General features: G+C 55.5%; 24 protein-coding genes. 9 read left to right on the top strand and 15 right to left on the bottom strand.

What is annotated here, in order from left to right:
• Positions 1-55: 55 nt before the first annotated feature.
• The 5 genes from ASD8599_RS01195 to ASD8599_RS01215 all read right to left on the bottom strand — a co-directional run bounded on the left by ASD8599_RS01195 (position 56) and on the right by ASD8599_RS01215 (position 6,535).
• Positions 56-745 (bottom strand): YjbF family lipoprotein, encoded by a 690-nt coding sequence (locus ASD8599_RS01195; RefSeq protein WP_108826848.1) that lies wholly within the window; start codon positions 743-745, stop codon positions 56-58.
• Positions 742-2,928 carry a YjbH domain-containing protein gene (locus ASD8599_RS01200; protein WP_108826849.1) on the bottom strand — a complete coding sequence of 729 codons (2,187 nt, stop codon included), beginning with the start codon at positions 2,926-2,928 and terminating at the stop codon, positions 742-744. The genes ASD8599_RS01195 and ASD8599_RS01200 overlap by 4 nt, the downstream gene beginning before the upstream one ends.
• A 120-nt stretch (positions 2,929-3,048) precedes the next feature.
• Positions 3,049-4,977 carry a polysaccharide biosynthesis protein gene (locus tag ASD8599_RS01205; RefSeq protein ID WP_306418859.1) on the bottom strand — a complete coding sequence of 643 codons (1,929 nt, stop codon included), beginning with the start codon at positions 4,975-4,977 and terminating at the stop codon, positions 3,049-3,051.
• 98 nt (positions 4,978-5,075) lie between these two features.
• Positions 5,076-5,696, bottom strand: a complete 621-nt coding sequence (locus tag ASD8599_RS01210) for a sugar transferase (protein ID WP_108826850.1) — start codon at positions 5,694-5,696, stop codon at positions 5,076-5,078.
• A complete protein-coding gene (locus tag ASD8599_RS01215; RefSeq protein WP_108826851.1) occupies positions 5,693-6,535 on the bottom strand; it encodes an NAD-dependent epimerase/dehydratase family protein in 843 nt (280 codons plus the stop codon). Before ASD8599_RS01215 ends, ASD8599_RS01210 begins: the two co-directional genes overlap by 4 nt.
• A 117-nt stretch (positions 6,536-6,652) precedes the next feature.
• Between ASD8599_RS01215 and ASD8599_RS01220 the strand changes: the two genes are divergently transcribed.
• Positions 6,653-7,762, top strand: coding sequence for a polysaccharide biosynthesis/export family protein (locus ASD8599_RS01220; protein ID WP_108826852.1), 1,110 nt, complete (start codon positions 6,653-6,655; stop codon positions 7,760-7,762).
• Between the two features lie 11 nt (positions 7,763-7,773).
• On the opposite strand, the gene ASD8599_RS01225 is transcribed toward ASD8599_RS01220, so the two are convergent.
• From ASD8599_RS01225 to ade, 8 genes are all read right to left on the bottom strand, one after another.
• Positions 7,774-8,391 (bottom strand): glycoside hydrolase family 25 protein, encoded by a 618-nt coding sequence (locus ASD8599_RS01225; protein WP_108826853.1) that lies wholly within the window; start codon positions 8,389-8,391, stop codon positions 7,774-7,776.
• Positions 8,392-8,455: 64 nt separating this feature from the next.
• Positions 8,456-9,706 (bottom strand): glycosyltransferase family 4 protein, encoded by a 1,251-nt coding sequence (locus ASD8599_RS01230; RefSeq protein ID WP_108826854.1) that lies wholly within the window; start codon positions 9,704-9,706, stop codon positions 8,456-8,458.
• 59 nt (positions 9,707-9,765) lie between these two features.
• Positions 9,766-10,758: a GlxA family transcriptional regulator gene (locus ASD8599_RS01235; RefSeq protein ID WP_245925899.1), complete on the bottom strand. Its 993-nt coding sequence runs from the start codon at positions 10,756-10,758 to the stop codon at positions 9,766-9,768.
• Positions 10,748-11,149, bottom strand: coding sequence for a thioredoxin family protein (locus tag ASD8599_RS01240; protein WP_108826856.1), 402 nt, complete (start codon positions 11,147-11,149; stop codon positions 10,748-10,750). Before ASD8599_RS01240 ends, ASD8599_RS01235 begins: the two co-directional genes overlap by 11 nt.
• Before the next feature lie 71 nt (positions 11,150-11,220).
• The gene (locus ASD8599_RS01245; protein ID WP_108826857.1) at positions 11,221-12,090 is read right to left on the bottom strand and encodes a DMT family transporter; all 870 of its coding nucleotides are present in this window, start codon (positions 12,088-12,090) and stop codon (positions 11,221-11,223) included.
• A gap of 215 nt (positions 12,091-12,305) precedes the next feature.
• On the bottom strand, positions 12,306-12,593 hold the full coding sequence (locus tag ASD8599_RS01250) for an HU family DNA-binding protein (protein ID WP_108826858.1): 288 nt from the start codon (positions 12,591-12,593) through the stop codon (positions 12,306-12,308).
• Positions 12,594-12,723: 130 nt separating this feature from the next.
• Complete coding sequence (locus tag ASD8599_RS01255; protein WP_108826859.1) at positions 12,724-14,187, bottom strand: AMP nucleosidase; 1,464 nt, start codon at positions 14,185-14,187, stop codon at positions 12,724-12,726.
• 11 nt (positions 14,188-14,198) lie between these two features.
• Complete coding sequence (ade, locus tag ASD8599_RS01260; protein ID WP_108826860.1) at positions 14,199-15,998, bottom strand: adenine deaminase; 1,800 nt, start codon at positions 15,996-15,998, stop codon at positions 14,199-14,201.
• A 222-nt stretch (positions 15,999-16,220) separates the two neighbouring features.
• On the opposite strand from ade, the gene ASD8599_RS01265 reads away from it, so the two are divergent.
• Positions 16,221-17,189: a DNA topoisomerase IB gene (locus ASD8599_RS01265; RefSeq protein WP_108826861.1), complete on the top strand. Its 969-nt coding sequence runs from the start codon at positions 16,221-16,223 to the stop codon at positions 17,187-17,189.
• 37 nt (positions 17,190-17,226) lie between these two features.
• Entirely contained in the window at positions 17,227-17,649 is a 423-nt protein-coding gene (locus tag ASD8599_RS01270) for a VOC family protein (RefSeq protein WP_108826862.1), read from the top strand.
• On the opposite strand, the gene ASD8599_RS01275 is transcribed toward ASD8599_RS01270, so the two are convergent.
• A complete protein-coding gene (locus ASD8599_RS01275; RefSeq protein ID WP_108826863.1) occupies positions 17,619-18,500 on the bottom strand; it encodes a LysR family transcriptional regulator in 882 nt (293 codons plus the stop codon). The two genes, ASD8599_RS01270 and ASD8599_RS01275, sit on opposite strands and share 31 nt — an antisense overlap.
• A 102-nt stretch (positions 18,501-18,602) precedes the next feature.
• On the opposite strand from ASD8599_RS01275, the gene ASD8599_RS01280 reads away from it, so the two are divergent.
• The 6 genes from ASD8599_RS01280 (at position 18,603) to ASD8599_RS01305 (ending at position 24,891) form a co-directional block, all read left to right on the top strand.
• Positions 18,603-19,346 carry a class II aldolase and adducin N-terminal domain-containing protein gene (locus tag ASD8599_RS01280; protein WP_108826864.1) on the top strand — a complete coding sequence of 248 codons (744 nt, stop codon included), beginning with the start codon at positions 18,603-18,605 and terminating at the stop codon, positions 19,344-19,346.
• Complete coding sequence (locus tag ASD8599_RS01285; RefSeq protein ID WP_108826865.1) at positions 19,336-20,319, top strand: sterol desaturase family protein; 984 nt, start codon at positions 19,336-19,338, stop codon at positions 20,317-20,319. The genes ASD8599_RS01280 and ASD8599_RS01285 overlap by 11 nt, the downstream gene beginning before the upstream one ends.
• Complete coding sequence (locus ASD8599_RS01290; protein ID WP_108826866.1) at positions 20,316-20,924, top strand: sulfatase-like hydrolase/transferase; 609 nt, start codon at positions 20,316-20,318, stop codon at positions 20,922-20,924. Before ASD8599_RS01285 ends, ASD8599_RS01290 begins: the two co-directional genes overlap by 4 nt.
• Positions 20,842-22,002 carry an acyl-CoA dehydrogenase family protein gene (locus tag ASD8599_RS01295; protein WP_108826867.1) on the top strand — a complete coding sequence of 387 codons (1,161 nt, stop codon included), beginning with the start codon at positions 20,842-20,844 and terminating at the stop codon, positions 22,000-22,002. Before ASD8599_RS01290 ends, ASD8599_RS01295 begins: the two co-directional genes overlap by 83 nt.
• A 101-nt stretch (positions 22,003-22,103) precedes the next feature.
• Positions 22,104-24,110, top strand: coding sequence for an acetate--CoA ligase family protein (locus ASD8599_RS01300; RefSeq protein ID WP_108826868.1), 2,007 nt, complete (start codon positions 22,104-22,106; stop codon positions 24,108-24,110).
• A gap of 1 nt (position 24,111) precedes the next feature.
• Entirely contained in the window at positions 24,112-24,891 is a 780-nt protein-coding gene (locus tag ASD8599_RS01305; RefSeq protein ID WP_108826869.1) for a carnitinyl-CoA dehydratase, read from the top strand.
• Here the strand turns inward: ASD8599_RS01305 and ASD8599_RS01310 are convergent.
• A complete protein-coding gene (locus tag ASD8599_RS01310; protein WP_108826870.1) occupies positions 24,888-25,511 on the bottom strand; it encodes a class I SAM-dependent DNA methyltransferase in 624 nt (207 codons plus the stop codon). The genes ASD8599_RS01305 and ASD8599_RS01310 overlap by 4 nt on opposite strands.
• Positions 25,512-25,558: the final 47 nt, after the last annotated feature.

The raw sequence follows: 25,558 nt of genomic DNA on the forward strand, positions 1-25,558 counted from the left end.
GGGGAAAATCACACTTTCTATACAAAATTGAGTGCTTTTTTTGCCGCAAAGCGTCCTATTTAAGCAACCGAATTTTAAGGTATCCAAGATCCGGCCCCGCCCATTGCCGTGATTGCAGGACTTTGCCGGAGTGATTCACCCAGTAGTCGTTGCGCACAGTTCCCAATGTTGACTGGCAGGTTTCGCGCAGATGTAGGGTCTGAAATCGTAATTCGATGATGTCGATGCTTTCATTTCCAACGACAGCCGTTTCACATTGCAGCAACAGATCGAACGCGCCGTTAACGTCGTTGCGCACCTGCATACGTCGTTCACCGCCGCCGTTCCCGCGTGCTTTGATCGCGCGAAGGGATGCGGATGCGTCGCTTGAGGCCAAATCACGGCCCAGTCCGCGCGTCGAGATCAAAACACCTTCACGCAACACCACGTTTTCGCCAGTAATTGTCCGCCACACTGCGATCTTGCCGGGCAGGTGATCTGTCCGAAACGCGCCAGGAATAAGATAGGCGGTTTGATTGGTGGATTCGACTGTGACTTCTAGCGAGCCTACGGTTTGCAGGTCCAAAATTGCCCGCGTTATCTGGAATTTGGTTGCTGGTGCTTTGCGCGACTTGCGGTTTTCTTTTACAACTGTGCGCAGCTCTTTCAGAACGGCGGTTTGGCTGTTTGAACTGTCTTCCCCGCCGGAACATGCCGCCAGTAGGCCAAGGCAAAGGCCTGCGCAGATTTTTGTCAGATGCTTCATTCCCAGACCCTCGCCCAATCGCTGGACAAGGCCTTTTTCTGAGCGCCCCGTACCTGTTCATACAATCGTCCCGGCACGATCAACCGTGCGCCGCCGTCGCGTTGGATCGGGCGGATGGTGGTTGAAATTGTGCGCTGCGTCGGTTTGCCAAGGAACCAGTTTACCGGAATGGTCAGATTGATACCCTTGTCGAATGACCCTTCCCCGAAATCGGCTGATGAAACGTCCGTCAATGTAAAGAACCCACCCACGGCCCAACCGTTTCGAAATTCGCGTGTAAGCGTTACAGTGCCGCCGATGTCACCCGCAAGATAGCGTCCCACATCCAATTGACCGTGGTAGCCGTTGCCGAATTCATAGTAGGCCGACACGTGCCCTGTCGCGACAGTATAGTCCAAAAGCCCGAAAGCCCCGTCAAAGTCACGTTGTTTCACATAGTTGGCTTCAACCCCAAGCGCCAAGCGGCTGGCGGATGGTTTCCAAAGTAATTCCCCAGAAACGCCCGCAAACATCTGCTCTAGATAACCTGCTGTCACCCTTGCATAGGTGCTGTTGCCCGGTTTCCACTGTTTGGACAGGTACAGCTGGCTTAGGCGCGTCGTAGAGCCTTGAGAATACAGCAGCCCGTTGGTGCGCACCCGTGGCAAAACTGAGTTCGAAGTACGTGTGCTGTCGCCGATGTTGCCGATCAAACGATGTTTGATAGAGCCTGCCAATTTCCAGCCTGGCGCAAACTTGTAGCTGGCTGCGGCGCGAATACCTGCGTCAGCCCGCACGGGTTTGTCGGGGTCAAAATAGCTTGGATCGACATAGGGCCCGATCGAGTAGCTGAATTTCGGTGTTGCGTCTTCGGGGCGTACTTCACCCACCAATTGCGGCGTTGCGTCTCCGAATCCGGTCACGGCAAACAGGGCGTCGGCGGCATCGGGTTGGAATTCCAATGCTTCAAGGTCGGACCGGCGAATGGTGACCAAAGACACAGGCAGATCGTTCTGCACAATCACCAATTTGAACGTCTCAACCGAAGGCGGCAAAATCCGTGCCAAGCTGCGTGCGGCACGGCCAACCGCGATGGAATCGGATTGATAGCGTTGATTGATGAACCGCAGTTCCGCAGAGGATGCGGTAACAGACAACGCATAAAGCTTTAGCCCTTGGTTTTGCAGTTCAGGCATCAACAGGTCGCGCAATTGCGTGGGCGCGGATGCACTTTGCGCCCAGTCTGTGCGCCATGCTTCAGGGTTGGCTTTGCGTGTGGGGCGCACGACAACCGCACGTGGCGCCGATACGCGCAACGGGTTCAGGGCGCGGCGCGGGTTCAGCTGGATTTGGGCGTTGATCCCGAACTCAGACCCGTAAAGATAGTAGGCCCCCAAACGCACGCGTTCTGAATACTGGTATTCCGCACCGAAGTTTATGTTGGATTTACGTTCCAACACGCCTTGGCGCACTTCGCGGTCATAAGTGTCGGATGAATATTCGAGCTTCAGCCCCAAGCGGTCGTTGACCTGCCATTCGATGCCTGCAAAGGGCGATGCTTTGCCGCGAAACCACGTGTCGTAGCTGGGGCTACCGCCGTTGGAACCGCTGGTGCCGCCGGTAAAGCGCGGACGCGCTGGATCAAACACACCACCATCTGCCAATCGGCCCCAACCCACACCAGCGGTCACTTTGATGGTGCCCGGCAGGCTGAGCGGATTGTTGAAGGTTTTGGTGGCGACCACGTATTCGCCCGAATAGATGCCGGTGCCTGCAAAGTCCTGCAAGCCCACGGCCAATGCCGGCATGTACCGTTTTTCGCGCACGGCCAGATAACGGATGTCAAAGCTGCGGTCGCGGTAATCGACAAAACCGCCGATGTTGAAGTCTTTGGTGCCTGCGTAGCGAAAGCTGGCTGTCAGGCGCGGGGTGGCCTGAAAAGTGATCGTGTTGCGGCTGATGCCTGCGAAGTAAGACAGCGTCACGGCAAACTGGCCGTCTGGCAACGCCTCGGCCGAAGGCATATCGATCAAGCCAGGCAAGCCGTAGAAGTTCTGCGAGGGTTGGTTTTTATGCAAAAGCCGCGTCGATTTTTCTTCGGCGCTGGCCAACTGCCCCGTCATGGCAATCGCAGCACACGTCACGGCGATCCGTTTGGCTGTCTTCAGTGTGAAAGCCTGAAATGTCGTGCGGTGAAGCGGCATAAATGACCTCTGTGGAAAAGCATTATTTGCCCACGCTTACATCACGGTACGGTGGTTCAATCAATTGTTTGTGCGCCTCATGCCTGCAACAGGGGGCAGACCGCGGCAATCAAGTGACTATTAAGTAACGGGGGTTATCGTCGTGTATCCCGAAAAAGGGGGAATTGTGCGGGTGCTGCCGTAGCCCTCGACCCAGCGTCGGGCCACATCACGCGCTGCGTCTTCGTCGCCGTTGACCATGGCTTCGCGTAGTGCGCGTGTGGCGGTGGCCACTTCGATTTCGGACAATTGTGCTTCGTCTGAATAGAAAATCTTGCAGTGACCAGTGCCCAGAAGATTGCCGGACAGCGTCAGTTCTTCCATCATTTTCTCACCGGGTCTTAGTCCAGTGAACGCAATTTCAATATCGCCATCGGGATTGGCTTTGTCGCGCACGGTGTAACCGCCGCTTTCAATGATTTGGCGCGCAAGGCGTTCGATCGGAACCGGTTTGCCCATATCAAGCACAAAGACTTCGCCACCCTGGGCCATCGCACCGGCCCGCAACACCAGCGTTACGGCCTCTTGTACCGTCATGAAAAAGCGCGCCACATTCGGGTGCGTGACTGTCAGCGGTCCACCACGGCGCAGTTGGTCCTGAAACAGGGGCACCACAGATCCCGAAGACCCAAGCACGTTCCCAAAACGGACCATGGACAAAACAGTGCCCGCGTTGCCTGCGCTGGGCGGATTGGCCCGTGTTGCGAGGTCCTGAACCACCAGTTCGGCAAGGCGTTTGGAGGCTCCCATCACATTGGTGGGGCGCACGGCTTTGTCGGATGAAATCAACATAAAGCGTTCTACGCCGGCGGCCACGGCCTCTTGGGCGATGGTTTGCGTACCAAGCACGTTGTTGGCCAGCCCGGACAGCGGGTTGGCTTCGACCAACGGCACATGTTTGTAGGCGGCGGCGTGCAACACGACCTGAATGTCGTGATCTTGTAGCAATTTGCGGACCTGTCGCGCGTCGGTAACGGACCCTAGTACTGGCACGATGGTGATCTGCGCTTTTTCAGCGATCTGTGCCAATTCCATGTCGATGCGAAACAGCGCCAGTTCGGACAATTCGAAAAGCACCAGTTTGGCGGGGCGACATTCTAAAATTTGACGGCAAAGTTCTGATCCAATGGATCCGCCAGCGCCTGTTACCAGCACGTTCCGCTCTGTGTAGTTTGACCGCGAATCGTCGAAGGTTTCCGACATTTCGTCACGGTTCAAAAACACGTTCGGCTCAAGCGATGTCAGTTGGTCGATCAGGGTATCTTCGCCAATCAATTGCGCGAACGATGGCAGGGCTTGTACTTCAAGTCCTTGTTCTTGCAGGCGATGTGCAATTTGCATCTGACGTGGCTGACTGAGTGACGGCATCGCCAGCAGCACCCGGTCGATCCGCATTTTTTCAACGATCTGGTGCAGGCGGACTGGCGAATGGACGGGCAGGTGGGACAACGTCATGCCATGCATCGCCGCGTTGTCGTCCAGAAATGCGACGGGCATGATGGATTTGTGATTGCGCAGTGCTGACACCAGTTGCGTGCCAGTGGCACCCGCCCCGTAAATCAAAACGCGAATGGCGTCTTTGGATCTGCGATACGCCGCTTGCACGACTTTCAGCATCAAGGCCCGAACCACAACCGAAAGCACCAGAAAGCTAAGAGCAAACACAACATGAGTGCCAAAGGGCAAAGCAGGCCCGAACAGGCTGGACAATCCAAAGGAAGCGGCCCCCAGAAGGCCTGCAAAAATCGCAGTGGTGCCGATGGATGTCGCATCATAGGCGCTTAGCTGAATGGCGCAGACCCCAAGCCAGATTGACACCAAAACCGAAATAACAAGCAGTGCCGCCAACACGGGCATGTTTTGCAGCGCAACTTGTTGTGCCATCATCGGGGACACCTGCAAGCTGAACGCAAAAACCATGGCCACAGGCACCAGGATCAGGTCCACCGCCAGCATAATGTTGCGCTTTTGTGCGCGGCTCAGCGCTTTGATGAAGTTCAATAGATGCACAAGCTTACCTAAAACTGTTCCTGCCGACTTTACCCATAGTTGCTGAAATGGGCCACTGATTTGAGGGGAAAACCCTTAAAAGCAACGCATTAGGCGTTCTAACGCTTGTTTTTCCGCCGAAACAGGTTCCCGATGGTCTGAAAAACCAGATCAAAATCGTAACAGGTTGATTGATTGCGCTGATAAATCAGGTCCAGCCGTGCTTTGCGCGGCACACAGATTCGGGTGTAGATATCATCGGTTTGCGCTGCCGTTTCGCACCGCGCCAGCAGCATGTCTTCGTGTTTGTGAAAGCGGATGGTGGCAAGCCCCGTCACACCGGGCCGTGATTTCAACACGTCTTTGTAAGTCTGGGGGAAACGGTCGACATATTCGCGCAAGGGCGGGCGCGGCCCCACAAAGCTAAGGTCGCCTTTCAGGATATTCCAAAGCTGTGGGAATTCATCCAGACGTTTCGACCGCAGTTTTGCGCCAATGGGGGTTATGCGTGCCGTTTTGTCTCCGCCTGACACGCCCGCGTCGGTGTCGACCACCGTCATGGTGCGGAACTTCCAAAGCCCGAACGATTGATCCGGTGTTTTCATCCGCTCCGCCACATAAAACAATGGCCGTCCCTGTTTGATCAGGATGTAGATACACAATACTGCAATCACAGGCCCAAGGATTATCACCAAAAGGCTGGCGAAAAACAGATCGAATATGCGTTTGCGCCACGTCATTGGATGTCCTGACTGCGCCGCCATTGGGCCACCATTGTTTCGGGTGCGCTGTCTTCCGGCATCAGTTTGACGTGGTTTTGCAGTCTCTTGGTGCACAGGTTCACACAGCCAATCACCCCTGTTGCGGGTGCGCGGTAGGTATAGGCCAAGCCTGCAGCATCCAGCAAACTGTCCATTCCAATGGGACCCGGGGTTGCAACATTCAAGCGTTTGGGCAAATCGCTTTGCCCCATCAAACCCATCAAAACACGCGCCAGAGTTTCCAACCCTATGTAGCTGCGTCGCGGTGCGCGGCCGTCTTCAAGCTGGTCCAATGCCATTTCCGGTGTCCACCCTGCCAGAATGGCATCGGCACCAGCGATATTGCTAATACGCAATGCTGTATTGGGGTGCAAATGCGCTTGTGCCATGTGTTCCATGTCCAGTTTGGCGCGGCCATAGTCGTTTTGGGGTATGGCGGGGCCGTCTTCGGTCAATAGACCATTGGCCGCGCCATAAACCGCCGCGGACGAGGCAAGAAAAACGCGTCCTGCGGCAGTGTCCCGCGCAGCGTCCAGAACAGCACGTGCCAGATCGACGTTGAGTGCCATATTCGCATTTGGTTTGTAGGTTTCACCGGCCAGACACAGCACGGCATCCGCACCATTGATTAGCTGCCGCATGCCTTTAGGATCGTTCAACACGTCAACGGTCTCAAAACCGTATTCTACACGTCTGGATTGCCACAAAACGGGCAAATCTTTCCAATAAGGGCGGATGCATTTCCCCAACCGACCCGTTGCCCCGACGACAACGATTTTGGATAATGTGCGCAGGTGTGAGGCATCTATTGACGACATGCTTTCAGGCAGTATCCTGCGCGCAACAAATTTCCAATACTTTCGGATGCCCTTGGGGGGAAATAACCGAAAAAGTCATTGGTGCGTAGGCGCAAATCGAAAAAGGGCAGAGTTGCTATGCTGTTGAATATTAAGCGAACCTTGGGGTTCTGCTTGGCTTTGGGTCTTGCAGGATGTTCGACTTTGCCGCGTGGCGCTGCCGTCGACAACGAGATTTTGCGCGAAGCAGATGACGAGAATGCAGGCTTTGCGATTTACCCCGTGACCAAGGCATTCTTGCCCAGTGTCGCCACGTGGCCCGCCACAAACACCAAATCCTACAACTGGATCAAGCACAGCCACGGCGCTGCGACCAACATTATTCGCGCTGGCGATGTGGTCAATCTGCGGGTCTGGGACAGCGATGCAAATTCGCTTTTGACAGGCCCGTCAGAGCCTGCTGCGGACTTGGGCGATTCAGTCGTCAGCCCCGCAGGGTCTATCTTTGTGCCTTACGTCGGCAAGGTGAACATCGCAGGACGCAGCCCTGATGCAGCACGGTCCGTTATCCAGCGGTCGCTTGAGTCTATTTCCCCGTCTGCGCAGGTTCAGTTGTCGCTGGCGGCCGGTCGTGGCAATTCGGTTGATCTTGTGGGCGGCGTCAGCACACCGGGCAATTATCCGATGCCCAACAATGACTTTTCGGTCCTGAGCCTAATCGCTGCTGGCGGCGGTGTGCCCAAAGATATGCGCAACCCGCAGGTGCGTTTGCAGCGTGGCCATACGGTTTATGGCACGTCCATTGATCATTTGTACGAAAACCCGACGCTGGACACGCGCTTGCGTGGTGGTGACAAAGTTATTGTTGAAGAAGACGATCGTTATTTCTTGTCCCTCGGGGCTGCCGGTTCAGAGGCTCAGTTTCGCTTCGATCAAGCGCAAGTGTCTGCCTTGGACGCGGTGTCTATTATTGGCGGTGTGAACGACACCCGTGCTGATCCCAAAGGCATCCTGATCTTGCGCGAATATTCTGATGCCGCTGTGCGCCCCGGCGTGCGTGGCCCGCGCCAGACGCGGGTTGTGTTTACGCTTGATCTGACATCGTCGGATGGCTTGTTTTCGGCACGCAATTTCCCGATCCATCACAAGGATCTGGTGTTGGCCACAGAAAGCCCCGTGACCAACGCCCGCACAATCTTGCAATTGGTTGGTGCATCCTTTGGTGTGGTCAGTGCGGCCACAAACTAGGGATTGATGCCCTAAACGCGAAAGACATCGAGGGTGCTGCGCGGCCCGTTGAAGCTGTCCATATCCACGTTACCGGACACGCCGCTACATGACCCTGACTGGGAATGCTGCCAGATCGTGTAAATCTTCCAGCCCTGTGGCATGTGTGGCTTTGACACGCCGTAATTGGCTACCCAAAGCGGGTAATCTTCGAAACCCGACGGGTTGCCGATCCCTGCAAAGAAGCTGGCTGTGGTGTATAGGAACGGCTTTTTGCCCACGGCTTTTTCCACAGCACTTAGCCATGCCAAAGCTTCCTCGACAATCACGCTGGCACTGGCGCCGTTGGTCTCTTCCAGATCCAGCATCGGCAACAGATCACCGGGCTTTGGTTTTGCCACGCTTAGAAAATAGTCAGCTTGGGCTTTTCCATCATCGCCACCGGTAAAGAAGTGATACCCGCCCGAGATCAGGTCAGCTTCGCGCGCCCTTTCAATATTGTTTGTGTAGTAGCTGGCGGCAGAATAGCCGCTTTGCCCTTGGGTCGCTTTAATGCTGACAAAGCTTTGCCCGCCTGCTGCAACCTTGTTCCAATCCACGTCGCCTTGAAAATGCGAAACATCAATCCCTTGCGGGTTTCCATCGGCCATAATTGCCTCCTGTTAAATCTATCAATGCAGGGATTAACGCAGAGGTTGTGTATCGAAACAAGCTTTATGGCAGTGCCATGCGCTTTGCTTCAGGCACCAGATCGTTGATTTGTCGAATGTGTTCGGGCAGGCATACGGTGTGGAAGTCGTAGGTTTTCACCACATGGTCCCGTGCGGCTGGCCCGATATGGGCGTAGGTTTCCGGATTCTGCAGAACGTCAACAACTTGCGCAGCAATCGCATCCGGATCAAAGAAATCCACGATCAAACCGGTTTCACCGTGGGTGATCGCCTCGCGGACAGGCGCCACATCGGACGCCACAATCGTGGCCCCCATCGACATGCTTTCCAGACAGGACCACGACAGCACGAAGGGCATCGACAGGTATAGGTGGCATTTGCTGATCTGGATGATCTTCTGGTAGTCCTCGAACGGAACTTGCCCCAGAAAATGCACGCGGCTCCAATCGACGCGATCGCCCACTTCGGCCTCCATCTGCCCGCGCAGCCCGCCGGGGTGTTTGGACTTGCCGCCATAGGATGTGTCGTTGCCGCCAATCACCAGCACGCGGGCATTGGGGTGGCCTGCCTGAATGCCGGGAAGTGCACGCATGAACTGGTGAAAGCCGCGCGTGGTTTCCAGATTGCGGGCCATGTAGGTGACAATGTCGTCGTCGGCACGGGTAAGCGCACGGTCCACGCGGCCCAACGTCAGTTCGACGTTTGGATCGGGCAACAGCGTGTCGGTGCGGATGCCGTCATGACAGACATAGCATTTGTCGTGGAAGCTTTCGGGAAAGCGGTCGCGTTGCCAATAGGTCGGGCAATGCCCCAAATCGACGACTTCGATGTTTACCAAAGGCACAGCGTTGTTGGCGGCCAGAATATAGGGGGAATGTGCGGACACTGGGCTTTCCGGATCAAAGCCTACCGGTCCGCCGTGGGCGCTGTAATAGTATTCGAAGAAGCCGATGATGGGTGTGTCCGGGTACACCTCTTTCATAAAGGTCAGTTCGCCCCAGCCCACATGACCAATAATGATGTCGGGGGTAAATCCGGTATCTTTCAGTTTACTGGCTGCTTGGGCCGCCCCAAAACCGGACCCTGTGGCGTTTTCCCACGTCCGTGACAGCCCGTAGGCGTCGTCTTTGGCAACGTTGTGTGGTTTGTAAACAATGGTTCGTACCCCGTCGATTTTGGGGGCGTTTTTGCGCTGGGTCAGAAAGACAATGTTGTGGACACCGCGCCCAACCAGCCATTGTACGAATTCGCGGTATTGGCCGGGCATATTCTGGTGCACAAACATGATATTCATTAAATAAATCCGTTCTGAATTTGGCTTGTGTCACTGCATAGCGTCCACATGGTTAAGGATCAATGTGGGTCCCAAGCCAACACATGGCCACGCTTTTCCTGACCGGGGCTTATGCCGTAGGCGGCGCGGTAGCTTTTGGAAAAATGGGACAGGGACTGAAAGCCACAAGTCACGCAAACGTCTGTGACAGACATAGCGGTTTGGCGAAGCAATTCGCGGCTTCGTTTTAGGCGTAGACGCAAGTAATACCGTTTGGGGGAGGTGTTGATGTACTTCGCAAACAGGCGTTCAAGCTGCCGCGTGCTCAGTTGAATGACATCGGCGATTTCGTCCGGACTTAAGGGGTCTTCGATGTTGTTTTCCATGATTTGTACCGCCAACGCGAGCTTGCTGTTGCGGGCCTCTGGACGATTTTGGGCCGACATGCGCTGGGCCGCAGTGGGTTGGCGGGGGGTCGAGTAAATCATCTGGTCTGCGACCCATGTCGCCAGGTCGGTGCCGTGATCTGCGTGGATGCGTGCCAGCATCATGTCCATGGACGCGGCCCCGCCTGCACTGGTGAAAATACGACCATCTATAGAAAACAGGCTGTCTTCGATGACCACATCCGGCAGCATTTCAGTCAAGGCACCGTGATATTCCCAATGGGTGGTCACCCGTTTGCCTGCAAGCAAACCTGCCAAGGCCAACGTATATGTGCCCGAGGACAAGGCCCCGATATCCATCCCTTTGCGGGACTCGCGGCGCAGCCAGTTTAACACGCGTTTGGTGCTGCCTTCCCCAACGTTTTCGCCGGCACAAACAACGATCGTTTCATGGCGGTCCAGATCGGGCAGGGCGCAGTCGACTTGAAACGTGACGCCATTGTATGCCGGTACTGGCGCGCCCGTTTCGCTGATCAAACGCCATTGGTAAAAGGGGGTGCGTGACGGATGGTGGTTGGACAGGCTGAGCGCTTCGATGGCACAGGAAAATCCAAGAGGCGAAAAACCAGGAAGCAACAAAAACGCATATTTGCGCGGATGGTCATCCGTCTTCGCGTCAGGCTGCAAGAGCCTGATCCAAGAATGCGCGCATTTTACGCTCATAGGGTTCGTTGACGATGCGCGCGACTTCCTGTCCGCCTTTCATCACAACCAAAGTCGACCGGCGGGTCACCTTCATGCGCTGCGTCATTTGTGATTGTCCGAAAGTGTCCCAATCAATGTCCACAAAAGTCAGTCGGCCGTAGCCCGGATTTTCGGCAATCAGCTTGGCAATCATTTCAAGTTTGATCTGACAGGTCAGTGACCATTTGGCCCGAAAATTCAAAACAAGAGTTTGATCCGATTTGCGCAATTCAGACCATTCATCGGCGCGGAATGTGACGGAAGAATACGCCATTGCTGTATGGGGCAAAGCAAGTGCCGAAACAGACAGCAAGCAAAAGGCACGGCGGTTCATAAACGCACTCCAAAACGTGTTAAATTCCGCAAGACGTTAACGCGAAAATACGGCCCTGATAAGGCGCAAAATCAGGTTTTCTGCTGTCGCGATACCTGAACGGCCAAAATCCCAAGCGCAATGATTGCAACTCCGATCATGTCGCGTGCGGTCAGTTGTTCACCAAGCAGAAGGGCCGCGATAGCGACCCCGAAAAAGGGATTGAGAAAGTGAAAGGTTGCCGCCCGCACTGCCCCGATCCGAGCCACCAGCGCAAACCAGATCCAGGTGGCCAACAGGCCGGGGGCCAGCGTGGTGTAAATGAAAGCTGCCACAAGTTCCGGGGTTACGTTCACGGTGATGGTTTCGGTGAGCGCAGATGCGCCCGCCAGAACCCCTGCACCCACAAACATCTGAAGCCCGACCACCATCATCAAATTACCACCGGATGACGCGCCACGCATCGACAAGGTGGCCACTGTCAAAGCTGCGGCTGCAATGACACATAATGATAGCCCGAAGACGTCAACGCCGCCCGACAGTCTGGCGCCCATAATCAAGACAACGCCGACCACGCCCAAGACCAAACCTGCGACACCCAAAAGTGGCAGGGTTTCGCGAAACAATACCCATCCGGCCAGCGCAACCATCAATGGCATGGTCGATGCGATGATCGACGCCAAAGAGGCTTCGATGGTTTGCATGGCCACAAAGTTAAGCCCAAGGTAGATGGCGTTCTGGCACAGCCCGAAAATAAATGTGGCGCGCCATTGATCCCGGGTCAGATGCCACGTTTGCCCAAGGGCGCGTGCGATGGCAACACCGATCAATCCGGATATGAAAAAGCGCAAGGATAGGGATGCCAAAGGGGAGGCGTCGGCCACAATTATGCGTGCGGACGAGAAGGCAGAAGACCAAATCAGGGCAAACAAAAGCCCCATGCCGATCGCGCGAATGTCCATGCCTGCAGTCCTTTGTATTTTGCGCGATCTTTTCCCAAAATGCAGGCCTGCGCAAGCGGCGGTTGGATTTGGCGAAACGTGGCAGATTAAAGGATCGTAAGGGCCATTTTTATCAAACGGATGCGATCCGGGGTAAGGTGCACTTCAGTGCATCCGCCGCATAAAAAAGGGCCGCCCGAAGACGACCCTTTTCGATACTAAAGACGCTGTCAGGCTTAGCCGTTGACGCTGTCTTTCAAAGCTTTCGCAATGGTCATTTTGACCACTTTGTCTGCTTCTTTTTTGAACTGTTCACCTGTCGCAGGGTTGCGAACCATACGCTCTGGACGCTCGCGGCAATAGATTTTGCCAACACCTGGCAAAGTCACTGCACCGCCGCCGGACACTTCGCGAGTGATCAGGCCGCACATTGCGTCCAGTGCTGCGCCCGCTGCTTTTTTGTCTGTCCCCATGTCCTCGGCCAATGCGGCGACGAGTTGGGTTTTTGTCATTGGTTTTGCCATTGTTATGGTCTCCTTCGTCCGCCCGATTTTGGGCCTCTGTCGCAGAATGTAACGGAATGTTGTGTCTGAACACAACGAATTGTGTTCAAAAAAACCCTCAATATATACGTTTTTTGCGTTTTTTTCGGTGTCAGAGGAAGGCCGTTTCCTCAAATGACCGCAATTTCCGACTTTGGATGCGTTCCAGCGGCATTTCGCGCAGATGCTCCATCGCCCGTATCCCGATCATCAGATGGCTGGCCACCTGCGTTTTGTAAAAGTCTGACGCCATCCCGGGCAGCTTTAATTCGCCGTGCAGTGGTTTGTCTGAAACACACAACAGCGTGCCGTAAGGCACCCGAAACCGGTATCCATTAGCCGCAATTGTGGCGCTTTCCATGTCCAACGCCACCGCCCGGCTTTGGCTTAGGCGTTGCACCGGTCCGGATTGGTCGCGCAATTCCCAGTTGCGGTTGTCGATTGTTGCCACGGTGCCGGTCCGCATCACCCGCTTTAGTTCATAACCCTCCAACTTTGTGACTTGTGCCACGGCTTGCTCCAGCGCGATCTGAATTTCTGCAAGCGCCGGGATGGGCACCCAGACTGGCAAGTCATCGTCAAGAACGTGGTCTTCGCGCAGATAGGCATGGGCAAGCACAAAGTCACCCAAGGCCTGAGAGTTCCGCAGCCCAGCACAATGCCCCACCATCAACCACGCATGCGGACGCAGAACAGCGATGTGGTCCGTTGCAGTTTTCGCATTGGACGGCCCCACCCCGATGTTGACCAGCGTGATCCCGGACCCATCCGCCCGCGTCAGGTGATAAGTCGGCATTTGCGGCATTTTCTCAGAAGCCTCCAACGTCTGATCGCCTTTGGTGATTGTCGCGTTGTTGGTGGACACAAAACTTGTGTAGCCACTGTTTGGGTCGTCCAGCATCTTACGGGCGTAGTTTTCGAATTCTGACACGTAGAACTGGTAGTTTGTGAACAACACGTGGTTCTGGAAATGCCGGGCGTCGGTGGCCGTATAATGTGAAAGCCGCGCCAAGGAATAGTCGACGCGCTGCGCGGTGAAAGGTGCCAAGGGTTGCGTGTCATCCGGCGACACATAGGTGCCATTCACAATGTCATCGTTGGTGGTGCTCAGGTCCGGCACGTCAAACACATCGCGCAATGTAAAGTCGGCGGCCCCTTCTTGGGGCACAGTAATAGAGGCATCATTCGCAACGGCAAAATGCACAGGAATTGGCGTGTCGGACGCCCCGACACTGACGCCACAACCATGATGTTCCAACAGCAGGCCGATTTGCTGGATAAGATAATGGCGAAACAGGTCGGGGCGCGTGATCGTGGCAGCATAGGTGCCCGGGGACGACACATGCCCAAAGGAAAGTCGCGTGTCGATTTTGGCGTAGCTTGTCGTGGTGATCCGCACCTCTGGGTAAAAGGCACGCATGCGGCCCTCAGGTGCGCCTTCGGTCAGGGCAGCCGCGAAGGTTTTGCATAGGAATTCCGTGGCCTGTGTGTACAGCGCCTCCAACCGATCAACTGCGGCCGCGGCATCGGTGAAGCGTTCTGGTTTTGGTGTGTTTGGTGTTTTTATTATTGTCATTCTTTTCTCTCTCATACGTCGTCGAATATTGGGATAAATTCAAAAGTTCGCACATCGACCAATCCCAGATCAGATATGCGCAGTTCGGGGATGACCACGAGGGCCAAAAGCGAATGTTGCATGTAAGCGTTGTTCAGCGTGCAGCCGCAATCGACCATCGCGGCAATAAGTTTGTCGGCTTTGGCGGCGACCTCTGTGGCTGGTCTGTCGGACATAAGGCCAGCAATAGGCAATTCGACCAAAGCCTGTTCAATGCCGTCCTTATATAACGTGATGCCACCGCCGACTTCTGCGAGCCGGTTTGCCGCCAGCGCCATGTTTGCGTGGTCGGTGCCGACCACAATCATGTGGTGACTGTCATGCGCCACGGTTGAGGCCATCGCCATTGGCCCCTTGTAGCCAAAGCCCGACACAAAGGCGTTCACCACGCCCCCTGTCGCGCGGTGCCGCTCAACAAGCGCGATCTGGCACACGTCGCCTTCGCTTTGCACAAGCCCGTCGCGCACGGGCAGGTCCGCTTTCAGCGCTTTGGTGGGCGCTTGGTTTTCCACCACGCCAATGACGTTTGCGGTGACGGAATTCGCACCATTGGGCGCTGCGATCTCAAAGTCTGACCCCGTCAGCGTTTTGCCCATATGTACGGTGTTGCGCGCGTTTTCCGGCCAGTCCAGATGCGGGCAATCCACTTGGATTTCGCCTTGAATAGAGACTGTTTTCCCCCGCGCCATCACATGTTCGATGGGCAGTGTTTTCAAATCAGAGGTCAGGATCACATCCGCTCGCCGCCCCGGCGTCAGCGACCCGATTTCGCGTTCCAGCCCAAAATGTGTCGCGGTGTTGATCGTCGCCATTTGCAAAGCCACAAGCGGGTCACAACCACACTCAATCGCATGTCGCACCGCGCGGTTCACATGCCCGTCATTGACCAAAGTGCCTGAATGACAATCGTCGGTGCACAGGATCATGTTGCGGGAATCCAGCCCCTTTTCGGTGATCGCCGTGATCTGCGTTTCCACATCGTACCACGCGCTGCCCAGCCGGATCATCGACCGCATCCCTTGGCGCATCCGCGCAATGGCGTCGGCCTCGCAAGTGCCTTCATGGTCATCCGCGGGCCCGCCCGCGACATAGGCCGCAAAGGCGGGACCAAGGTCCGGTGAGGCATAATGCCCACCCACAGTTTTGCCGGCGTTTTGCGTCGCGGCCATCTCGGCCAGCATTTTGGGGTCGCCGTTCGAGACACCGGGAAAGTTCATCATCTCGCCCAGCCCGATGATGCCGGGCCAAGTCATGGCTTCGGCCACGTCTTCGGCGCTGATCTCGTAGCCGGTGGTTTCCATCCCCGGCGCTGAGGGCGCACAGGACGGCATCTGCGTAAACACGTTGATCGGCTGGATCAGCGCCTCGTCATGCATCAACCGCACGCCTTCAAGGCCCAGAACATTCGCGATCTCATGCGGGTCGGTGAACATGGATGTGGTGCCATGGGGGATTACGGCGCGGGCGAATTCTGCGGGGGTCAGCATGCCGGATTCGATGTGCATATGCCCGTCGCACAGGCCGGGGATCATGTAGCGGCCATTGGCCTCGATCACCTCGGTTTCGGGACCGACGCAGTGGGAGGCATCGGGCACCACGCAGGCAATCCGCCCATGGGTGATGGCGATGTCGTGATCCGGGAGCGCCTCTCGCGTGTGGACATTCACCCAGATCCCGCCGCGAATGACGGTTTGCGCGGGCGCACGGCCAGCAGCAACTTCGATAAGATAGGGGGCGGTATCGGGCCAGCTTGGGAAAGTCTTGTGTTCCATGTACCGATTATTCTGAGAATACAGACAAGCGCAAGTGGTGGCGCGTGCGTTTCTTGAAACTGTTACATCCATTGGCCTTTTGCAGCCGGTGGATAGTGTCACACATCCCTTCGTTGAATACGGAATGCCAACCCGTACGCCGCAAATTACGCGTGATGTCGGTTATGATCTGGTGATTACGGATTGTGGGAACCAAAAGGTGGGGTATGGCGTTTGTCAGTTATGCAGACAGATTTGCCAGACACCTTGACGTGGTACCCAGACACACACCCCGGCATCACCCGACGCAAAGCGGGCCGCGGCTGGAGCTACCGCGCACCTGACGGCACGCGCATCGAACAAGCCGCAGAGCGAAAGCGCATAGATGCTTTGGCCGTACCACCTGCCTATGAAAAGGTCTGGATCAGTCCCCGTCCCAACGGGCATTTGCAGGCTACAGGTTACGACGCCCGAACCCGCAAGCAATATCGCTATCACACGGATTTCAGCGCGTTCAGGTCGCAGACCAAATTCGATGACTTGGCGCGGTTTGGTGCGGCTTTGCCTTCGATCAGACGTAAAATTGCCAGCGGCATCGCCCGTGACGACCTAAGCGAAGATTTTACGGTGGCTGTTGTTTTGCGCCTGATAGATCGCGCGTCGCTGCGTGTGGGAACACCAGACTATGCCGCCGAGAACAAGACATTCGGGGCAACCACTTTACGCGGGCGCCATGTGGATTTTGACGCAGGCACAGTGCACGTTGCTTACACAGGTAAAGGTGGCAAAGATGTGCGCAAAACCTTGCAAGACCGCAGGTTGCACCGCGCTTTGCACCGGCTGGATGACTTGCCCGGTGGTGAGATTATGCAATGCGTGGATGGGGATGGCTCACTTAGGTCCATCGGTCCGGAACATGTGAACAGCTGGTTGCGGGATGTGACTGGCGAAGATGGGCTGACAGCCAAGACCTTTCGCACATGGAACGGATCGGTTGCGGCGCTGGATGTGGCGCTGCGATCAGAAACGCCGCCTACAATTTTGGCCATGACACAGGCCGCAGCCGATTGCCTGCACAACACGCCAACCATCGCACGCAACAGCTATGTGCACCCAAAGGTCATCGCCCTGCACGATTCGCCCCCGCCTGACATTCCAAACGGGCCGCAAGGGTTGCGCCAAGCAGAGCGGGCTTTGTTATCTTTGTTATAATGCTTGCCATACGCAACGTTCGACGTAACAGTTTCGCATGGATTACGAAAACGTCAGCGCCGAAGACTTCGGCAAATCACTGCGCGGCATTGGTGTGAACATTCTGGTTCGCAACGTGGGGCGCGAGGCATCTTTTCTGGCCGGGGCATTTCAGGCCGAGATGTTTCAAGTCAGCAAAGATTTTGCCATTGCAAAAATCGGCGACCAAGTGTTGCAGTTGCACAGTGATGCCACCTATCACAGCAACCCCTTGCTGGATCTTCTACCGGAAAACCCACCGCGTGGGGCAGGCGTAGAGATCAGATTGTATGATGTTGACCCCGACGATGCATACCTGCGGGCGCATGGCATGGCGGATGTCACGATTTTGCAAGAACCCACAGACAAGCCGCATGGCCTGCGCGAGGCATACATCTTGTGTGAAAACGGTTATGCGTGGGTGCCTTCCAGACCTTTGTAGATATCAATTTCGTCTCTAATCCAGCCAATAAACGCATCTGCCTGGGTGTTGCCATCCGCTTTGGGGTGCAGCTTTAGGTAATAGGCTTCTTGCATCACAACAGAGTGTTCAAAGGGTTTGATCAGCCGCCCCTGATCCAACAGGTTTGCCACCACGCTGTCGTGGGCCATGGTCAGGCCAGCGCCGGCTTGTGCTGCAGCCAAAGCAGTCTCTAATACTTGGCAATGGGTGATTTTTGGCGTGCCCACGTCCAATCCTTCAGCCCAACTGTCCCATGTTGTCAGCATGGCTGTGGTATAGAATAAGCGGTGTCGGGAAATGGTGTCCAAAGTCACAACATACTCTGGTGCGCACACTGGATAAAAGTGGTCCCATGTGACCCTTTCGGCCTGTGGGTCGGCATCTTGGGACATGAGAAATCGAAATTCTACATCCGCCTCTTCGACGCGTTCCATCTGGTCCCATATGGACGTTGTTATGTGCAGGTGCATGTCGGGGTGTTTTGCGTACAAGCGGGGCAGACGGGGGGCGAGCCACTGCGTGATAAAAGTGACGTTGGATTCGATATGCAGTGCCTTTTGGGTGCCACCATCCATCAACATCCGTGTGCCGCGACTAAGGGTTTGGAACGCTTCGCGCACCACGGGCACATAGTTCAAACCCATCACCGTCAACTCCAAAGCGCGAGGGCGCCGGTAAAACAAGGGTTGCCCAAGGTGCGTTTCAAGCGACTTGATCTGCTGGCTTACGGCACTTTGGGTCATGTTCAATTCAGCTGCAGCGGCGGTGAAAGACAGATGCCTTGCGGCGGCTTCAAAGGCACGAAGTTGGTTCAGTGGAGGTAAGCTCATAAGATTAGCATTAGCTGAGCTTATGGATCATGAGAAGTTTTTTCGTTGGTCTGGGTTTTGTGGGCTGTGCATTGTGCATCAAAACAACGGGAAGGGTGCGGTATGACACGGGCGAATATGGATCATTGGCAAGAGCGTGTGGACTTGGCAGCGGCGTTTCGTTGGACTGTGCGTTTAAACATGCACGAGGCAGTTGCGAACCATTTTTCACTGGCGATCAACGACGATGGTACAAAGTTTCTGATGAACCCGAACCAGATGCATTTTTCCCGTATCAAAGCCAGTGATCTAATCGAAGTTGACGCCAATGATCCGGCGTCCATGGAAGGCCCTGACGCGCCTGACCCAACGGCTTGGGGGTTACATGGCGGAATGCATCGCCACTGCGCCCACGCCCGTTGCGCCATGCACGTTCATTCGCCTTATGCCACGGCTTTGGCGGCTTTGGCAGACAGCCGTTTGCCCCCCGTCGATCAGAACGCTTGCACCTTTTTCAACCGCTATGTGATCGACGAAAGCTATGGCGGATTGGCCTTTGAGGAAGAAGGTGAGCGTTGCGCCAAGCTGTTTGATGACCCCAAGAAGAAGGTCATGATTATGGGCAATCATGGCATCATGATTGTGGGCGAAACGGTCGCAGATACCTTTAATCGGCTCTATTATTTCGAACGGGCCTGTATGACGTACATCATGGCGTTGCAGACGGGGCAGCCCTTGCGGGTGTTGTCCGATGAGGTGGCTGAAAAGACCGCGCAGGAATTGGAAACCTACCCCGAACAGGACGCGCGCCATCTGGCGGAATTGAAGGCCATTCTGGATGACGAAGGGTCGAACTATGCCAGCTGATGACAAAGACTATGGCGTCTGGAATTACCATCCTGATTTGCCGCTAGAGGACCCTTCGATTTTCGCCAAAGGCACCAATGCGCGCCATATCGCGGGTTGGCTGCGCCGCAATTGGTTGGCCCTGAGCGAACGTATGATTTTGCTGATTTTGGCGGTGATAGCTTACGCGTTTTTCTATCCTGCGCTTGAAGTCGCGCAAAGCTTTGCCATGGGTTGGGTGATCCAGACCTATCTGGTGAACCTTGGTTTTGTGATGGCCATTGCCGGGGGCCTGCATTGGTATTTTTACATGCGCAAAGGCCAAGGCAAAACGCTGAAGTTTGACGGTCGCGATCAGGCCAAAGGCAACCGCGCGTTTTTGTTTTCCGATCAGGTCAAGGACAACATGTTCTGGACCCTGACCAGCGGTGTCGCGCAACTGACGGCGTTTCAGGTGGTCACCATGTGGCTGATGGCAAATGGCTATGTTCCAGTGATTACGCTGGCCTCGAACCCTGTTTGGTTTGTGCTGTGGATCGTATTGCTGCCGGTTTGGTCGGCGTTCCATTTCTATTGGGTGCATCGCCTGCTGCATGTGCCGTTTTTCTACACGCGATATCATGCGCTGCATCACCGCAACATCAATATCGGGCCATGGTCGGGGTTTTCGATGCACCCCGTGGAACACTTGATCTATCTGTCGTCGCTGTGCGTGCATTGGGTTGTGGCGTCGCATCCGATCCACCTGATTTTTCATGTTTTGTATCAGGGGCCGGGGGCTGCGATGACGCACACAGGCTATGAAGATTTGCTAATCAAGGACAAACGATCCCTGGCTTTAGGCACATTTTATCACACGCTGCATCACCGCTATTTTGAATGCAACTACGGCAATCAGGAAATGCCTTGGGACCGCTGGTTTGGGACATTCCATGATGGCAGCGAAGAAGGCACAACCGAAACGCGGGCGCGCAAGAAGAAGATGTATTCATGACCAATGTTGTGTTCATGATGGCGGACGAGTTGTCTTGGTGGGCGCTTGAACACGCGCAAATGCCGAACTTGGAGCGTTTGCGCGATCGGGGCACCAATTTTACCAACGCTTACACGCCGTCGCCAATTTGTGTGCCGACACGTGCCGCGATTGCCACAGGCAAAGAGGTGCATGAAATCGGGTGTTGGTCCTCGGCAGAGGCATATGACGGAACCGAACGGTCGTGGGGGCATGCCTTGCAAGATGCGGGCGTGGCCCCTGTGTCCATTCGCAAGCTGCACTGTCGCTCTGGTGCGGATGACACCGGATTTGTCGAACAGATTGAGCGGGTGCATATTTTGAATGGCGAAGGCTGGGTGCAAGCCTTGTTGCGCAATCCAACGGCGCACACCCTGGCGCGGCAAACGCGCAGGCCTTTGCAGATCAAGCCAAACGTGTCGCGGCCCAAGGCGGGGCAGAGGCCATTTCGGCGAAAGAAATGTTTGATTACACCCCGGCAGACAGTCGGTAACGGAGAGACAGATGATTTACGGCCAAACCGACGAACAATTGATGATCGCAGATACGGTACGCTCTTTTGTGGAAAAAGAGATTTACCCACATGAGGAACTGGTGGAGCGCACCGGCGAAGTGCCCGCCGAGATTGCGCAAGACATTAAGCAAAAGACCATTGATTTGGGATTTTACGCCTGCAACTTTCCCGAAAGCGTCGGGTGTGCGGGGTTGAACCACGTCGAATTTGCGCTGGTGGAACGGGAATTGGGGCGCGGGTCTATGGCGTTGAATCATTTCTTTGGTCGCCCGCAAAACATCTTGATGGCCTGTGAAGGTGAACAGGTGGAGCGCTATTTGATGCCAGCTGTGCGCGGCGAACGCATGGACGCGTTGGCGATGACTGAACCCGGGGCGGGGTCCGATGTGCGCGGCATGAAATGCACAGCGGTGCGCGATGGTGGCGACTGGGTGGTCAATGGCACCAAGCATTTCATCTCGGGGGCAGAACACGCGGATTTCATTATCGTGTTTATTGCCACCGGCGAAGATCAGACCCCTAAAGGCCCCAAGAAACGCATCACCGCGTTTTTGGTGGATCGCGGCACGCCGGGCTTTGTCATTCGTGACGGGTATAAGTCTGTCAGCCATCGCGGTTACAAAAACATGATTTTGGAATTTGACGATTGCCGTTTGCCAGACGCGCAGGTTCTGGGTGAAGTGGACAGTGGCTTTGAGGTGATGAACACATGGCTTTATGCTACCCGCATCACCGTCGCTACAATGTCGGTTGGACGGGCGCGCCGTGCGTTTGATTATGCTTTGGATTATGCGGCGCAACGCGAACAATTTGGACAACCCATTGGGAAGTTTCAGGGTGTCAGTTTCCAGTTGGCAGACATGATCACGGAAATTGACGCCGCCGATCTGCTGACGTTGGCTGCGGCGGATCGTCTGGACAAAGGGTTGCCTGCGAACCGCGAAATTGCGTCGGCTAAACTATACGCTTCAGAGATGTTGGCCCGTGTCACGGACGCTGCCATCCAGTTGCATGGCGGTATGGGTTTGATGGATGACTACCCGTTGGAGCGCTTTTGGCGCGATGCCCGCGTTGAGCGGATCTGGGACGGAACCTCCGAGATACAGCGTCACATCATCAGTCGTGATTTGTTGCGGCCTTTGGGCGCGTAAGGTGTTTTATTGCCTATGCGCGTCGCCCAAGGCAGGGGGCCAGCCCCCCGTCGCTGACGCGCCTCCCCCCGGGATATTTACAGCGAAAAGAAGAACGTTCCATGTCTGATGTTTCGCGATTGCTGCGCCCCAAGTCTATTGCTGTTGTTGGTGGTGGTGCCTGGTGCGCCCAGATTGTTTTGCAATGCCAGCAGATGGGGTTTTCTGGTGACATCTGGGTTGTGCACCCCAAGGGCATAGAGGTGCATGGTATCCGCGCTGTGCCGTCTTTGGATGACTTGCCTGGATGTCCGGACGCAGTGTTTCTGGGCGTGAACAGATTTCTGACCATTGATCTGGTTGCCCAACTGGCGGGCATGGGTGCAGCCGGTGCTGTCTGTTTTGCGTCCGGTTTTTCCGAGGCTTTGGCAGAGGATGACGCAGGCGCAGATTTACAGGCGCGTTTGGTAAAGGCCGCCGGCGCGATGCCGATTCTCGGACCCAATTGCTATGGCTTTATAAACGCGGTGGATCAGGCCCTTTTGTGGCCAGATCAACATGGGTGTGTGCCGGTTGATCGTGGCGTGGCAGTGCTGACGCAATCCTCTAATATCGCCATCAATTTGACCATGCAGCAGCGTGCCTTGCCGATTGCCTACATGGTGGCATGCGGAAACATGGCGCAAACGTCTCAAGCGCAGATTGCGATGGCCCTTTTGGATGATCCGCGCGTGACCGTGATCGGGCTGCACATCGAAGGGTTTGGTGACATAGCCGAATGGCACGCCCTTGCGCTGAAGGCCGCGTCCAAAGGCATTCCTTTGCTGGCGTTGAAAGTGGGGAAATCCGAGCAAGCGCAAAGCGCTACGGTTTCACACACGGCATCTTTGGCCGGAAGTGATGCGGGTGCGGACGCGTTGTTGCGCCGGTTCGGGATAGGCCGTGTACACGATGTTCCGACATTTCTAGAGACATTGAAACTGTTGCATGTGGCTGGTCCTTTGGATGCCCCTACGCTGTCGTCGATCAGTTGTTCTGGCGGTGAAGCCAGTCTGGCTGCTGATACGGCACACGGAACGTCTTTGTCATTTCCGGCTTTGCAAGATGATCAAAAGCAGGCTCTACGTAGCGCATTAGGCCCTATGGTCGCCTTGTCTAATCCGCTGGATTACAACACCTACGTATGGCGTGATACGGATGCCATGACGGCGGCTTGGTTGCCGATGGCTGCAGACCACATCGGGTTGACCTTGCTGATTGTGGATTATCCTCACACGGATGCCACCGATTGGGTCTGCGCCACGGACGCGGCAATTGCAGTGCGTGAGGCAAGCGGTCGTCCTGTGGCTGTTGTGGCCACATTGCCGGAATTAATGCCCCAGGATGTGGCCGCGCAATTGATGGCGGCTGGCGTCGTGCCCATGAACGGTCTGACAGAAGCTATTGCCGCAGCACAGGTGGCCGCCGCCTTGACGGATAGTGTCCATGAGGCGCCGTTGCCTGCTGGCGATGATCGTGATGGCGCATTGGTGTCCGAACGAGATGCCAAAACCATGCTGCAAAGCTTTGGTGTGTCTGTTCCGCAAGTGTTTGATACCGCCACCGGACCTGAGGAACACAGCGGCCCGTTTGTGGTCAAAGGTGTCGGTTTTGCCCATAAGTCGGAAATGGATGCGGTGCGTTTGAATGTTGCCAAAGCTGATCTGGACGCTGTCGCCGCGGATATACCGGGTGACGACGTTTTGATCGAAGCGATGGTAACAGGCGCGGTCGCGGAGCTGTTGGTTGGCGTGGTCCGGGACCCTGCGCATGGGTTTGTTTTGACGGTGGGTGCGGGCGGCGTCATGACAGAGATATTGCAAGATACGCAGTCGCTGTTGATCCCAAGTGATGCAGGCACAATAAAAACGGCTTTGTCGCGCCTAAAGACCTTTCCCTTGCTGACAGGGTTTCGGGGCAAACCGGCCGCCGACCTTGATGCAGTCGTTGCCGCAATTATGGGGGTTCAGTCCTTTGTGGTTGCCCGCCATGACAGAATTGAAGAAGTTGAAATCAATCCGTTGATGTGTACGTCCCGCGCAGCAATCGCGGCTGACGCTTTGATAAAAATTTCCCCTGAAAGGACCTAAGATGTCACCGATCAAAACCAAGCGCGAGGGCGCGATTTTGGAGGTCACGCTGGACCGCCCGAAGGCCAATGCCATTGATTTGAAAACCAGCGTTATCATGGGGCAGGTCTTTGCCGATTTCCGTGATGATCCGGAGCTGCGCGTGGCCATCATCACCGGTGGTGGCGACAAGTTTTTCTGCCCAGGTTGGGATCTGAAAGCCGCCGCTGACGGGGATGAGGTTGACGGCGATTACGGTGTTGGCGGCTTTGGCGGGTTGCAGGAATTACGCGATCTGAACAAGCCTGTCATCGCGGCGGTCAACGGCATTTGCTGTGGCGGTGGTTTGGAGCTGGCGCTGAGTGCCGACATGATTTTGGCCGCCGACCATGCAAGCTTTGCTTTGCCAGAAATTCGGTCTGGCACCGTGGCCGACGCCGCCAGCGTGAAACTGCCAAAGCGTATCCCTTACCACATCGCCATGGAGCTGCTTTTGACGGGCCGTTGGTTTGATCCCGAAGAAGCCAACCGATGGGGCATCGTCAACGAAATCTTGCCGGGCGATCAATTGATGGACCGTGCCTGGGAACTGGCGCGGCTTCTCGCCTCTGGGCCGCCGCTTGTCTATGCCGCAATCAAGGAGATTGTGCGAGACGCCGAAGACAGCAAGTTCCAAGATACGATGAACCGCATTACCAAACGCCAACTGCGATCGGTTGATGTGCTTTATGCCTCAGAGGATCAGTTGGAAGGTGCGAAGGCGTTTGCCGAAAAACGTGATCCCGTCTGGAAGGGACGCTAGGCTTTCCGGATCAAGGTCACAAAGGCTGTGTCGTTGGAGTGATCGCCTGAGCCACCTTCGTAAATTGGCACTTCCACTTTGGAAATCTCACGGCACATAGGATCTAATGCTGCCAGTTTAGCCTCGAATCCATGGGCGGCAAAGTGTTCTGTGTTGATGGAAATACAGATCACACCGCCAGACCGTACAACACGCAGCAGCTCGTCCAGTGCCTCTGGCCCGACATGTCCATGGGTAAATGTGCCGGAACTGACAGCACCGGCATACGCACCGTCCGCCACATCAAGACCGGCTATAATGTCACCAACAAACAGCGTTTGATACAGCCCTTTGGTTTCTGCCACCTTCAGCATGTCAGCTGAAATATCTGTAGCGTCAAGAGCATCCAAACCCCTGTCGCGCAACGCTTGACCGCACAATCCTGTGCCCGCCCCCATATCCAGAACCGGCTGATAGCCGCCCGCGTTCACATAGGCCCGTGCCACATGAGCATGCAGCACATAGCCGTGGTCGTCCGCAAAATCGGTGTCGTAGGTGTTTGCCCATTCGGCATATAGGTCTATCGAATCTTGCGGTGTCTTGAGGTCATAGGCCCCATCCAAAGAAGGTGGTTTTGTCATGGACCAAGTGGACCCCAAGTCACATCTTTGCGCAAGGGCTTGCGAAG

Source organism: Ascidiaceihabitans donghaensis, assembly GCF_900302465.1.
Classification (GTDB): domain Bacteria; phylum Pseudomonadota; class Alphaproteobacteria; order Rhodobacterales; family Rhodobacteraceae; genus Ascidiaceihabitans; species Ascidiaceihabitans donghaensis.